Below are 13,601 nucleotides of genomic sequence, written 5' to 3' on the forward strand. Positions count from 1 at the left end.
AATGATTTTTCTATTTTTGCATCATATTAAAAGATATTTAAGTATTTTATTTTCAAAGAATGCAAAAACACCTAAATAGGTTATTGTGGGCAGCTTGCTTTATCACGGCAATTGCTTGTAATCCTCAGGCAAAGAAACAAGCTGGAATTTTAGATTCTAATTCTAGTATCGACTCAAGTCTGGATCAGCAGGCTCTTCAGGATACGGCTTTTATTAATATGATTAATCATTATAAAATAGGGCTTGATTCTCAGATGAATCATTTGGTTTCAGAAACCAGTGAAGCCATGATGTCTGGTAAACCTGAATCTTTATTGAGTAATTATATTGCCGATGCAATGCTTGCAATAGGTAATAAATACTGCCAGGATAATAAGCTTGGACACGTTGTTGATCTGTCTATTATTAATAATGGCGGTTTGCGTACCAGTCTTCCAAAAGGAAATATATCAACAGGGAAATTGTTTGAACTTTTACCTTTCGAAAATAAGTTGGTCATTATTGGAATGAAAGGTTCCGATTTGAAGAACGTGTTAAAATATCTTGCTGCTAAAAATGGAGAAGGTGTTTCTGGTATTAAGATGGGAATAAAAGATAGAAAAGTGGTTGATGTTAAAATTGGAGGAAAGGCCATAGACTTAAATAAGATCTATCATCTTATCAGCATCGATTATTTGGTAAATGGAGGTGATGGTATGAACTCGTTTGACAAAAGAGAAAATTTCCGTCATATTCATATGAAATTACGTGAAGCAATTATTGAACATGCTAAGGTGTTGTATCAATCAGGTATTGGAATCAAGTCTGAATTAGATGGGAGGATTTACTATGAGCAGTAGAAGAGATTTTTTTAAGAAGTTAGGAATGGGAGGCCTGTTTTTAGGATTTGGCGGATATACTTTAGCTTCTCAAGCAGCAAAAAACAAATTGACAAAAATCACCTTATTACATACCAATGATATGCATTCTCATATCGATCCATTTCCAGAATCAGACCCAAAACATCCAGGTTTAGGAGGATTTGCTCGTATTAATGCTTTGGTGAAAAGAATTAGAGCAACTGAAGAACATACCTTATTACTCGATTGTGGCGACATTTATCAAGGGACTCCTTATTTCAATTTCTTTAAAGGGGAAGCCGAATTAAAATTGATGTCTAAAATAGGATACGATGCGGGTACTATTGGAAATCACGAATTCGATAATGGCCTTGTTGGTATTTCTTCTCAGATGAAACACATGAACTTCCCATTCATTAATTCAAATTACGATTTTACCGGTACCAAATTGGAAGGGGAAATTAAGCCGTACCAAATTTTTAATAGAGGGAATATCAAAATTGGTGTTTTTGGATTAGGTGTTGAACTGGATGGTTTAGTTTCGAGTAAGAATTGTGAAGGCGTGGTTTATAACGATCCTATTTCTGTTGCCGAAAATATGATAAAGATTTTGAAAGAGGAACAAAATTGTGACCTAGTTATTTGTCTGTCTCATATTGGTTATAGTAGTCAGACTGATGAAATGTGTGATTTGAAATTAGCTAAAGAAACCAGTGGAATCGATGTCATTTTGGGTGGACATTCACATACTTTATTGGAAACTGCAACACGTGTTCGTAATTTAGATGGAAACGAAGTTGTGATCAATCAGGTGGGTTGGGCCGGTATCGCTCTTGGACGAATTGATTTTTATATCGATAAGGAGGAAGGGACTAAGCTTGCAAGTTCAACTCTGCATACCATTGATAAAAGATTGGAAGCCTAAAATTTGGATATGATCCAGCTATTGGATTAGAATAACAGACTATGAAGAAATTATTAAAAAAACTGGACAAGTCTAATATGGCCTATTTTGAAGGTGTCCTTTCAATAATTGCTAACCTCTTATTGTTTGCTCTAAAATATTGGGCAGGTATAGTTACAGGATCTATTGCTATTATGGCTGATGCCTGGCATACTTTATCAGATAGCTTGAGTTCGGTTATCGTATTATTAGGAGCAAAATTTTCAAAGAAACCTGCTGATAAGGATCACCCTTTCGGTCATGGTCGTGCCGATTTAATTGCGGCTTTTGTAATTGGGATTATGCTTTTACTTGTTGCTTTCGATTTTATTTTAGAATCATATGATGCTCTGAAAAATAGAGAAAGTTCTATGTTTGGAAGCTTGGCTATTTATGTCATGATTGCATCAGTGATATTGAAGGAACTTCTGGCTCAGTTTGCATTTTGGGGCGCAAAAAAAACAGAATCAAAAGTTTTAAAGGCGGATGCCTGGCATCATAGAAGCGATGCCATATCATCTTTGGTTATTTTGGCTGGTATATTTTTAGGTAAGTATTTTTGGTGGATCGATGGAGTTTTAGGACTAATTGTAGCTTTGTTAATTGGTTATGCCGCTTATGAAATCATTAGAGATTCAATCTATACCTTGTTAGGGGAAAGTCCTTCTAAAGATATTATTGACAAACTTAAATTAACATGTAAGCGTTGTTACCCTGAAAATTTATATCCACATCATTTCCATGTCCATTCTTATGGTGATCACAATGAAATCACTTTTCATATTTGTTTACCTCCTGAAATGACAATTCGGGAAGCCCATGAGATCGTAGATTATATCGAAAATCAGATTGCAAAGGAACATTCCTATTCAGCCACCTTGCATATCGATCCTAATGACCAGGAACATATAAGTATCGATTCTTAAATTGTAATCTTAGCTTTTGCGACCATCAAGTTTTTCTTTGCAAAGAAAACAGCGATTATAGCGCCCCCGATAACACATGCAGCACCCATCATTGAAACCGGATCAAGGTTTTCGGTTTTGATCCATTGTACGTTCATACTCGAAAGAACAGCCATCGCTATTAGCGTGATGATCGGATTTAATGTAACAATGATGCTCACTTTATAGGCTTCGGTGTATTTAAATGCAAAAGCGAGAGATCCATAAGCGACTAAAGTATTTACACCAAGGAAAATGACAATCAGCCAAATAGGCAAACTCAATTCAGCGAAAGCAGGAAAGTCAACAGTGGGTGTATAGAGCAATGCGGGTAGACCATAAAGAAACATGTTCAGTGTTTGAGCTGGGTGTTTCTGTACCAATTTCTTTTGTAAGGCCGCATATAGTACCCAAGCTACGGCTCCAATTTCAATCCAAAGAAAGCCGTTATTAAAAGCCTGAGGATCGTGAAGAAAACCTTGTAGCTGATTTTGATAAAATAATATAAGACCGATTCCAGCAATAGCAAAGCCTCCCATTTGTTTTATGTTCAGTCTTTCTTTATAGACTATAAAACCGACTAATGCCAGAAGTATTGGCCCGGTTTGAATAATGATTTGTGCATTACTAGGGCTTGTATAATTCACCCCTTGCAGAAAACCAATATAGTTTAAGCCTAAGGCTAAAGATGCTATTACGAGTAAAACAGGTGGTCGTCTAAATATTTGAAGTTGTTGTCTATCCGTAAATAGGTAGTAGATAATGAGAACACCAGCTGCAAAAGTAAATCGGAACCAAACAATGGAATTTGGGTCAAGATATTTAAGACTGACCTTCAGGAAAATAGGTAGAAAGCCCCAAAGAAATGCTGTTAGGCAAGCAAATAAAACCCCTTTAAGATTTGTTGATATTCCTGAATTTCCCATTATGGTCGGATTGAGTTATTTAGAATGAATTTAATCAGGACGAAAGTAAACTAAATTTTCAAAATAAAAGCTGCCTAAAGTATGATTTTAGTCTTGTTTTCAATTTTAGAGCATTTCAGTTTGTGGCTTGTTTATGATGTTGTTATCTTGGTTTTAAGCATTCGGTAAGTCAAAACAGACGTAACCTAGAGCTTTCCATACTTCTAGAACTTGATTTAAGCCAATTTCGAAACTAGAAAATTCAGAATTGTCGGAATGAAGGATAAATTGATTGTTTTCGAGGTCTTTTTGAATTCGTTTATACACAATACCATCTTCAGAGCTCACAACGACATGGCAAGAGCCATTGCGTAGAAGTTCCCAATCTTGCACATATTCACAAATAATATAAGCCCCAGCAGGAATTGGCAACATACTTTCACCTTCAATTTGAAAAGCACGATAACTTTTGTTTTCTGATAGTTCAGCAAAAGGCATTCTGAAATTGGGCAACTCACTTATAAACTCTGTATCTGAGTAACCATTTAAGTAGCCAGCAGCGGCCTTTACTGGAACTAAAGTTATCATTTCTTCATTTTGAGCATCCACAACAATAGGAAGGATTCTCAATTTGTCACCTTTGGTGTCTTGAAGTTTCTCTCTATCTAATGCACTAATATCTGTCAGTACTAATTCATCAAGATTTCTATTAAAGAAGTTGGTGAATTTAAGTAGAGTCTCAAGCTTAGGTGTTGATCTCTTTTTTTCGTAAGCCGATATTGATGAAGCTCCAATCCCTGTTTTAAAAGAGAGTTTACTTTGTGATAATCGTTTTCTGAGACGGAGATATTTTAGATTAGGTGCTAGATACTGCATGTTGTTTGGTCTGAGGGATGTGATAAACTAAAAATTCGTGCAAAAGTAAAGAATACTTGTTGATAATGGCCTCGAATTCTTGTAATTTGGACTTACAAAATCAAAATAAATCATATGACGACAAGTATAAAAGTTAAATCACCATTTAATGGTCGATTGCTTCAGGAAATCCCTTTAATGAACGAACAGCTTGTAGAAGAGAAAATGGCTAAAGCCCATGCTCTTTTTAAAGATCGCTCGCGCTGGCTTAAACCTTACGAGCGAATCGCAATCCTTGAGCGAACTAAGAAATTGATGGAAGCTCGAGTTGAAGAGCTAACAATAATAGCAGCTTCTGAGGGAGGAAAGCCCTATCAGGATTCTAAGGTTGAAGTTTTGCGTGCTATTAATGGCGTTCAGTTAGCCATAGAATATATTGGGCAGATAAAAGGCGATCAAATTCCTATGGGAATAACTGCAGCTTCTTTAAATCGTTTGGCTTTTACCATGCCTGAACCAATTGGTGTGGTATTGAGTATTTCAGCATTTAATCACCCTTTAAATTTAGCGGTGCATCAAATTGTTCCTGCTTTTGCTGTGGGCTGTCCAGTCATTATTAAACCAGCAAGTAGTACGCCTATGTCGGCTATCGAACTTGTTAAGATGATGATAGAGGCTGGATTACCTGTTGATTGGGCTGAGGTGGTAGTTTGTAATCGTGAAAATGCTGAGCTTATGGTGAAGGATCGTCGTGTGAATTATTTTTCCTTTATAGGTTCGGCTGAAGTCGGCTGGGCTTTGCGCTCGAAGTTAGCTCCTGGTACGCACTGTGCTATGGAACATGGCGGTTCTGCTCCAGTTATTGTAGAACCCGATACCGATATTAACGATGCTATTTCTTTATTAGGGAAAGGGGCTTTTTATCATGCAGGTCAAGTTTGTGTTTCTGTACAAAGAGTTTTTGTTCACGATTCAATTATGGATGAGTTTAGTATGAAGCTGGTTGCATATGCTAAAAGTATAAAAGTTGGTGATCCTCTTGATCCATTCATTGAGGTTGGCCCTTTGATTGATTCTTGTGAACAAGAGAGAGTTCATAAATGGGTAAATGAGGCTGTTGAAGAAGGAGCAGAGCTATTATGTGGTGGACGTAAGTGTATGGCGACTTGTTATCAACCTACCGTTTTACTAGATCCTTCCGAGGATTCAAAAGTTTCAAAATTGGAAGTTTTTGGACCAGTTGTCTGTCTATACACTTATAGTAAGTTACAAGAAGCTATTGACCGAAGTAATTCCCTGGATTTAGCTTTTCAGGCTTCCATTTTCACCAAAAATATGGATAAGGCTCTTGATGCTGTTAGTCAGTTAAATGCTTCGGCAGTGATGATAAATGACCATACAGCTTTTCGTGTGGATTGGATGCCGTTTGGAGGTCGAGATTCGTCAGGAATTGGAGTCGGAGGAATTCCTTATTCAATGAAAGAAATGACTCGTGACAAGTTAATGGTCATCCGATCTAAATCGATTTAGATAATATAAGAAGAGGCTGTCTCGATGGACAGCCTTTCTTCTATTATGAGTATTGAAATTACTCCATATGTTTTAGATTGACTCCATATAGAATGATGAATAGAATCGCTATGGCTATTGTGCTAATAATTGAAACTAGCCCTATTTCCATCCCAATGATACCTACAGGGACTAACATCCAAAACAAATTGGAACCAGCGTAAACATAAAAACCGGTTTTTTTCATTTGAAACATTAAGAATGCTCCAAGAACGCTTAACAGGGCAAAAAAGATATTAGCTAAATAAAAAGTATCAAGGTTTTGTGAGGTCTTTTCAAGAATATACTGTGCTTTAATCATTCCGTCATAGATCATTCCTGAATCTTGTCCTGCATCTTCAAGGTTTTCTATAGTTTCAGCAAACATACCTGCTTTTTGAGGATAAGTCTTCTCGAAAGTAAGATAGTCGTATCCAAGATATAGAATACCATAAGCTCCACTCCAAATAAAAGTAAGTATACAAAGTACAGTAATAAATGTTGGTCTTTTTTTAGCTAATACAACTTGAGTAATGTCTTCCATGGGTATAAAATTAATGTGTTAGTATAGGTTATTAGTTGATTATTGAATAATTAAGACATGTGCTTTAGATTGATCGCATATAGCGCGATAAATAAAACGGAGAAAAAGCCAGAGAATAAAAGAGCCATACTGACAAATATATTCCATCCTAGAAATACAGGACCAATAAATAAGAAACCTACTTGTGCAGCTATATAGAGATAGAATCCAATTTTTTTCATCTGAAACATCATAATGGCACCAATTAAGCTTAAAGCATAGAATATAAATTTAGAAAGAGTAATGGCGAGAAAGTTATCTATGACTACAAGTACCATGTCCAGAGCTTCTTTTGCAAACATGTCACCAGGATCGTTACCTAATTGACTATAGGCTTCATCTAACATGGATGGCTGAAACAAATCCATAAAAGGAGCTGCAAACATGGCCATTAAATTGGCAAAAACACCAAAGCCACTACCTATAAATGTAAGAACACAGAGTGCCGTAAGTAGAATTGGACGAGGTTTAGGGTAAACAGATATTGTTTCCATATTAGGTTTTGTTTTGGGTTATTATTTATCCAGCTATGAATTGTTTTTGACGGTAATAAATGTACAAAAAAGCTAACAATTAATTACATAAAATAGATAAGCACTGTAAATCACTCGATTTTGATATCTCTAGCTCCTATGAATCAAAATAAACTAAGAAATGAATCCCTAATTTTCAAATATTAAATTTATTGATTATTAGCTGTTTATTGTATTATTCAAAAGCTATTGTAAAAAAGGTCTTAAATGTTTTTTTAATAGGTCTAATTGCCTATTTTTGGGAAATTGAAAAGAGGTGGGAATCATGCTTTTTTTAAGGTAATTACAACTTGTAATTCAGCGGATTGTAATTGATTTGAGTTTTGATTTTAATGAATATTTAGGATCTAACTTATAGAATAGCACTGACAGATTTTTTAAAATAAACAAAAGAAAAAACAACAATGGAAAGAGATACTCTTATTTTCGACCTGATTGGACAAGAACACAATCGTCAGAAAGAAGGAATCGAATTGATCGCTTCAGAGAACTTTGTAAGTGAGCAAGTAATGCAGGCTATGGGTTCATGTTTAACTAACAAGTATGCTGAAGGATATCCTGGTAAGCGTTACTATGGTGGTTGTCAGATCGTAGATCAAACTGAGCAATTGGCAATTGACAGAGCTTGTGAATTATTTGGTGCAGAGTATGCTAATGTTCAGCCTCACTCAGGCGCTCAAGCAAATGCAGCTGTATTCTATGCTTGTATGAAACCAGGTGATACTTTCTTGGGATTAGATTTGGCTCATGGAGGTCACCTTTCTCATGGTTCTCCAGTAAACCTTTCTGGTAATCTATACAATCCAATTCCTTACCATGTAAACGAGGAAACTGGTCTTGTTGATTATGATGAGGTAGAAGCTTTAGCTTTGGAGCACAATCCAAAAATGATTGTTGCAGGTGCATCTGCTTACTCTCGTGATTGGGATTTCGTAAGATTGCGCGAAATTGCTGATAAAGTTGGTTGTTTATTAATGGCTGATATTGCTCACCCAGCTGGTCTTATTGCTAAAGGCTTGTTGAGCAATCCAGTTCCTCATTGTCATGTTATTACAACTACGACTCACAAAACTCTTCGAGGACCTCGTGGAGGTTTGATTATTATAGGTAAAGATTTTGAAAATCCTTGGGGACAAACAACTCCAAAAGGTGTTATCAAAATGATGTCTCAAGTAATAGATTTTGCTGTATTCCCAGGACAACAAGGTGGTCCTTTGGAGCACGTTATTGCTGCTAAAGCGGTTGCTTTTGGTGAAGCTTTAACTGATAGCTATAAAGACTATGCTATTCAAATGCAAAAGAATGCTAAGGTTATGGCTGAAGAGTTCATGAAGCTTGGTTATAAGGTTGTTTCTAACGGAACTGATAACCACTCTATGTTGGTTGACCTTCGTTCTAAATTTCCAGAAATTACAGGTAAGAAAGTTGAGAATATTTTGGTGAAAGCTGATATCACTATCAACAAGAACATGGTTCCATTTGATACGCGTTCTCCATTCTCTACTTCTGGTATCCGTGTGGGTACTCCTGCTATCACAACTCGTGGTCTTAAGGAAGCAGAAATGCCAATTATTGTCGCAATGATTGATGAGGTAATCTCGAACATCGATAACGAAGAAGTTATTGCTTCAGTTAAAACTCGTGTTAATGAATTGATGACTGAGCGTCCAATGTTTGCTTGGTAATTTTTATTACTGATATATTTTAAAGGCTGCCCACTGGGTGGCCTTTATTTTTATACCTTGTCAGTGTTTTTTTGATATTAGTTGGATAAATTATGGAATGGTACTCGTATATTTTAGTTGTTTTGGCAGGTGTATTTGCTGGTTTTATCAATGTCTTAGCTGGTAGTGGATCTATACTTATTTTAGCTCTTCTCATTTTTTTAGGCATACCGGCTACCGTGGCTAATGGAACCTTGCGTATTGCTATTTTAATGCAGAATATTGTTGGTGTAGCCAGTTTTAAACAGCAGAAAGTCTTCAACTACAAGGAAGGGATAGGTTTGGCATTACCTGCAATTGTTGGCTCTATTTTCGGGGCAATTTTTGCTGTTAATATCAATGAGGAAATCATGGAAAAGACCATTGGCGCAATCCTGATAGTTCTTTTCTTTATTGTACTTTATAAACCAGATGCCTGGGTAAAAGGTCAGGTGGGTAAAATGGGAAAGCGACCTAACTTGAGTCAACACATCATTTTCTTTTTTATAGGCTTTTACGGGGGATTTATTCAAGCTGGAGTGGGTTTCTTCCTTTTGGCAGGTTTAGTTCTGGGTGCAGGTTTTAATCTGGTTAAAGCCAATGCTATAAAAATATTTATAGTTCTTCTTTATACGGCTTTTGCTCTTGTGATATTTATTTACAATGATCAGGTTGATTATAAAGTTGGATTAATTCTTGGATTTGGTAATATGATAGGGGCTTGGTTTGGCACTAGATTCGCTGTTAGCTGGGGGGCCAAATATGTTCGTTATATTTTAATGGGAGTTATTATTGTTGCTTCAATCAAATTCTTAGGCGTATTTGATCTATTTATGATGATACTGAAATAGAACCGTGATTTGATTCCAGCTAATTGAAGAAGCTAGAAGTTTAGGTTTCATTCAAACTCTAATCCAATTGAAAGTGATAGGTAATCGTTCCACGTTGATAAGCTGGAGCTTTACTGTCTGAATTGAATTTTGCTTTCAGTGCTGCTCTTTTTGCCGCTTCGAGTAGAGTAATATTTGTCGTTGTTGAACCGGAAACTCCTGGACGTGCATTAGTCACCTTCCCATTGCGATCAACTGTTACCTCTACCACAACTTTCCCACTTTCTTGAAGATTGTATTTCGGCTTAGGAATTGATATCGAATTTCTCCCTTTTAGATCAAAAGAATAACCTTTATTACTTAATCCACTACTTGTGTAATTATTTGAATCAGGTGATCCATTTGTTTTTCCTTGATTTCCAGAAGGAAAAGTCTTGCCCTGTGAACTCGCATTTGATGTGCCACTACCAAAAGCATTCTTCGTTTTATTATTAATGTTTGTAATTTTTTCTTGACGAGCAATCTCAGCTAAGTTTTCACGTTCAATCTCTGCCAATCTTACTTGCTCGGCTTTCTCTTCATCAAGCCTTTTTTGCTCAGCAATACGTTTCTTATCGGCTTCGGTTTTTCTCGCTTTGTCTTGTTCTTTCTTCAGCTTTTTAGCTTTTTCTTTCCTTGCTTCTCTTTTTGCAATTTCTTCAGCAGAAGGTAAAGTTGGAGCATCTTCAGTATTCTGAGTTAATATTTTCTCCTTTGGAGAGCTTGTTATTTTCTTTATTGGTTTTACGACTTCTTTCTTTTTAAGAATAGGTTTAGGTTTTGACTTTTGGGCAGGTCGTGACTGTGCTGTAGCCGGTCTTTTCCTGCCAGCTCCTTGGTCGGTATTGCCAAAGTTGATAAGAATACCTTCTTCCTCAGGTAAGGGCAGGGGTGTACGGAAACCCAAAAAAAATAGGAGTGCAACAATTCCTGCGTGAAACAATAATGTTCCCACAAATCCTATTCGTTTACTTCTGGAATCCGTCATAAATTATTTTGCTGATGTTGCTAAAATCAGTTTGTATTTATTGTTTTTTGCGATATTCATCACTTTTACGACTTGCTCCATTGATACTGATTTATCAACATGAAGTGAAATCGTTGGATCTTCATGTTTAGCTAATAAGTTCTGCAATTTACCTTCTAACTTTGAAAATGAAGTAGGTGTTGTTTCAATATAGTAATTGTAATGCTTATCTATCGATACGGAAGTAATCGGGTTTGATGCAGTTTGATTACTACTTTTAGGTAATAATAACTTTAATGCATTAGGTGCAATTAAGGTTGATGTTACCATAAAAAAGATCAACAATAAAAAGACAATATCAGTCATGGAAGACATGCTGAAATTGGGGTTGACTTTATTTCTAGATTTTAATGCCATAGCGTGAATTACTTGATTGGTTCATTCAAAAGATCCATAAATTCAGTAGTTGTAGCCTCCATTGTGAAAACAACTTTTTCAACTTTAGCAACTAAAATATTGTAGGCAAAATAAGCGATGATACCAACGATTAGACCAGCAACAGTCGTCACCATAGCGGTATAAATACCATTTGCTAAAAGTGAAACATCAATATTGTTTCCGGCATTTGCCATGGCGTAAAAGGCTTGAATCATACCCATAACTGTACCAAGGAAACCAATCATTGGGGCAGCACCAGCTACGGTAGCAAGTGTTGGTAGATTCTTCTCTAATTTTGAAACCTCAAGGTTCCCTATATTTTCTATGGCAGCATTTACATCGTTTAAAGGTCGACCGATACGTTTAACTCCTTTTGATATCATCCTTGAAACTGGTGTATCATTCGATTCACAAAGTGATAATGCTGAATCTATTTTACCTTCGTGAATGTAGTCTTTTATACGATTCATGAAATTATCATCCTTCTTCGAAGCTCGTCTGATTGCATAAAAGCGTTCGAAGAATATCCAAATGGCAATAATGGATAAGGCAAAGATTGGAATCATAATCCAACCACCTTTAAAAGCTAAATCAATAAAATTAAGTGTGATTTCAGTAGATTTTGTTCCAGCTTCGCTTAAAACGTCCTCATTTTGAGCCATGTTCTGAAGTCCTGCAAACATCGAAAGGTAATTCATATTGTCAATTTTCTGATTTGTCGATATATAAAAAAACGAGATATAATATAAAATATTATATCTCGCTAAATTAATATTTGTATTTTCTTCTTTGACTATTTCGAGTAGATTTTTTTCAAAATCCTCAAGTTAAATATTTACAGGGTATTACTGCCATAAACTTGCGGCTTATAACAGGTAAGTTGCTTGCAAATAGAAAACAGCTGCTCCAGCTAAATAGCCGATAAGAGCAAGAAGAGAAATCTTCTTTAAATACCAGATGAAATCAATTTTTTCCATTCCCATAGCAGCAACACCAGCAGCAGAACCAATAATCAATATAGATCCTCCTGTACCAGCACAATATGCTAGGAATTCCCAGAAGATACCATCTTGCATAAAGTTCGCAGCATAGCCGACAGCTTCAGGCCCAGTGATATCATACATGCCCATTGCAGCGGCAACTAAAGGTACATTATCAACAATAGCAGAAAGGACACCAATTGCCAGGTTAATGGTGTATACATTGTGCAGATTTGAATCTAGCCAACTGGCTAAGATATCCAAATGGCCCGCTGATTGCATACTTGAAACGGCAGAAAGAATACCTAAAAAGAATAAGACAGTAGGAACATCAACTTTCTTTAAAACACCAGTAACATTTAAACGAGATTTATACTCATGTCCTTTATTACGATGCATTATTTCTGTTACAACCCACATAACACCTAGTCCGAATAACATTCCTAAGTATGGAGGCAAATGCGTTACAGTTTTAAAAACGGGAACAAAAAGAAGTGCAGATACACCTAAGCATAGCATAAAAAGTTGCTCTTTATGTGTGGTATACTCTTTACTGTCAGCATCATTTATTTGTGGACGAGTTACATCACCTTTTAACCAGAAACTTACTACAACAAGAGGAGCAAGCATTGTGAATAAACTTGGTATTATTACGTGTCCTACAATATTAAGAGTTGTTACCTGACCACCAATCCATAGCATAATAGTGGTTACATCACCAATTGGGGACCATGCGCCCCCTGCATTCGCAGCTAATACAACCATAGAGGCAAAAAACCAACGGTCTTTCTGATCATCAATAAGCTTACGGATTAAGGCAACGAGTACAATAGTTGTTGTCAGATTATCCAAAGTAGCGGACATGAAGAATGTCAGGATACTTAAGGTCCAAAGAAGCTTAACTTTGTTTGTTGTTTTAATCTTATCAGTAATGATTTTAAACCCCTCGTGTTGGTCTACAATTTCAACAATGGTCATAGCTCCCAAGAGGAAGAAAAGAATGGCCGAAATTTCCGAAAGGTGATGAAGAACTTCATGATGGGTGATAAAATGAAGCATAGCTTCTGGGTTGTCGGAACCTGGATTGTTAAGTACGAATTCATTCCATGCCCTACTTACTCCTGAACCAAGGATGTCAACACCACCAAACACATAAAGTGCCCAAGTTATAACTCCTATTAAAAGCGCCGAAGCGGCTTTGTCAATTTTCAATGGATGTTCGAGGGCAATCGCAATATAGCCAAGAACAAAAACCACGACCATTAATGTAAACATATTATCTTGTTTTAATAGTTAATTAATTGCTTTTTGTCGGTCACTAATATAGTTATATTTAACTATCTGGAGAATGCCAAATGTCGCCTAATTCCTAATAAAAGTCGATATCGAGTAATTTAGAATGAGCATTAATAAAAAAAAGAGGTTTTGAATTTTCACAACACTAAAAGTCAAAATTAAATGTTTATTCAGATAAGTTTTTGTTATTCAGTCTTT

Annotated in this window: 14 protein-coding genes; 6 read left to right on the forward strand and 8 right to left on the reverse strand. The window is 36.1% G+C overall.

Features of this window, described 5'->3' with window-relative positions; all coding sequences use genetic code 11:
• The first annotated feature begins 59 nt into the window (after positions 1-59).
• From ABY905_RS00115 to ABY905_RS00125, 3 genes are read left to right on the forward strand one after another with little or no spacing between them, the layout of a single operon-like run.
• On the forward strand, positions 60-839 hold the full coding sequence (locus ABY905_RS00115; RefSeq protein ID WP_372639380.1) for a 5'-nucleotidase C-terminal domain-containing protein: 780 nt from the start codon (positions 60-62) through the stop codon (positions 837-839).
• Complete coding sequence (locus ABY905_RS00120; RefSeq protein ID WP_372639381.1) at positions 829-1,764, forward strand: bifunctional UDP-sugar hydrolase/5'-nucleotidase; 936 nt, start codon at positions 829-831, stop codon at positions 1,762-1,764. Before ABY905_RS00115 ends, ABY905_RS00120 begins: the two co-directional genes overlap by 11 nt.
• Before the next feature lie 41 nt (positions 1,765-1,805).
• Positions 1,806-2,708 (forward strand): cation diffusion facilitator family transporter, encoded by a 903-nt coding sequence (locus ABY905_RS00125; protein ID WP_372639382.1) that lies wholly within the window; start codon positions 1,806-1,808, stop codon positions 2,706-2,708.
• Here the strand turns inward: ABY905_RS00125 and ABY905_RS00130 are convergent.
• Positions 2,705-3,652: a DMT family transporter gene (locus tag ABY905_RS00130; RefSeq protein WP_372639383.1), complete on the reverse strand. Its 948-nt coding sequence runs from the start codon at positions 3,650-3,652 to the stop codon at positions 2,705-2,707. The genes ABY905_RS00125 and ABY905_RS00130 overlap by 4 nt on opposite strands.
• 153 nt (positions 3,653-3,805) lie before the next feature.
• Positions 3,806-4,507 (reverse strand): XRE family transcriptional regulator, encoded by a 702-nt coding sequence (locus ABY905_RS00135; RefSeq protein WP_372639384.1) that lies wholly within the window; start codon positions 4,505-4,507, stop codon positions 3,806-3,808.
• A gap of 114 nt (positions 4,508-4,621) precedes the next feature.
• On the opposite strand from ABY905_RS00135, the gene ABY905_RS00140 reads away from it, so the two are divergent.
• Positions 4,622-6,016 carry an aldehyde dehydrogenase family protein gene (locus ABY905_RS00140; RefSeq protein ID WP_372639385.1) on the forward strand — a complete coding sequence of 465 codons (1,395 nt, stop codon included), beginning with the start codon at positions 4,622-4,624 and terminating at the stop codon, positions 6,014-6,016.
• A 58-nt stretch (positions 6,017-6,074) separates the two neighbouring features.
• On the opposite strand, the gene ABY905_RS00145 is transcribed toward ABY905_RS00140, so the two are convergent.
• Complete coding sequence (locus ABY905_RS00145) at positions 6,075-6,578, reverse strand: hypothetical protein (protein WP_372639386.1); 504 nt, start codon at positions 6,576-6,578, stop codon at positions 6,075-6,077.
• A gap of 50 nt (positions 6,579-6,628) precedes the next feature.
• Positions 6,629-7,111, reverse strand: coding sequence for a hypothetical protein (locus ABY905_RS00150; RefSeq protein WP_372639387.1), 483 nt, complete (start codon positions 7,109-7,111; stop codon positions 6,629-6,631).
• A gap of 443 nt (positions 7,112-7,554) precedes the next feature.
• Here ABY905_RS00150 and glyA point away from each other — a divergent pair, with 443 nt between their 5' ends.
• Positions 7,555-8,835 (forward strand): serine hydroxymethyltransferase, encoded by a 1,281-nt coding sequence (gene glyA / locus ABY905_RS00155; RefSeq protein WP_372639388.1) that lies wholly within the window; start codon positions 7,555-7,557, stop codon positions 8,833-8,835.
• Positions 8,836-8,927: 92 nt separating this feature from the next.
• Positions 8,928-9,704 carry a sulfite exporter TauE/SafE family protein gene (locus ABY905_RS00160; protein ID WP_372639389.1) on the forward strand — a complete coding sequence of 259 codons (777 nt, stop codon included), beginning with the start codon at positions 8,928-8,930 and terminating at the stop codon, positions 9,702-9,704.
• 58 nt (positions 9,705-9,762) lie between these two features.
• On the opposite strand, the gene ABY905_RS00165 is transcribed toward ABY905_RS00160, so the two are convergent.
• The 4 genes from ABY905_RS00165 to nhaD all read right to left on the reverse strand — a co-directional run bounded on the left by ABY905_RS00165 (position 9,763) and on the right by nhaD (position 13,382).
• Positions 9,763-10,710, reverse strand: a complete 948-nt coding sequence (locus tag ABY905_RS00165; RefSeq protein WP_372639390.1) for a TonB family protein — start codon at positions 10,708-10,710, stop codon at positions 9,763-9,765.
• 3 nt (positions 10,711-10,713) lie between these two features.
• The gene (locus tag ABY905_RS00170; protein ID WP_372639391.1) at positions 10,714-11,106 is read right to left on the reverse strand and encodes an ExbD/TolR family protein; all 393 of its coding nucleotides are present in this window, start codon (positions 11,104-11,106) and stop codon (positions 10,714-10,716) included.
• A gap of 8 nt (positions 11,107-11,114) precedes the next feature.
• The gene (locus tag ABY905_RS00175) at positions 11,115-11,825 is read right to left on the reverse strand and encodes a MotA/TolQ/ExbB proton channel family protein (protein ID WP_372639392.1); all 711 of its coding nucleotides are present in this window, start codon (positions 11,823-11,825) and stop codon (positions 11,115-11,117) included.
• A gap of 168 nt (positions 11,826-11,993) precedes the next feature.
• A complete protein-coding gene (gene nhaD / locus ABY905_RS00180) occupies positions 11,994-13,382 on the reverse strand; it encodes a sodium:proton antiporter NhaD (protein ID WP_372639393.1) in 1,389 nt (462 codons plus the stop codon).
• Positions 13,383-13,601 lie beyond the last annotated feature (219 nt).

Source organism: Ancylomarina sp. (assembly GCF_041555295.1).
In the GTDB taxonomy this organism is placed as follows: domain Bacteria; phylum Bacteroidota; class Bacteroidia; order Bacteroidales; family Marinifilaceae; genus Ancylomarina.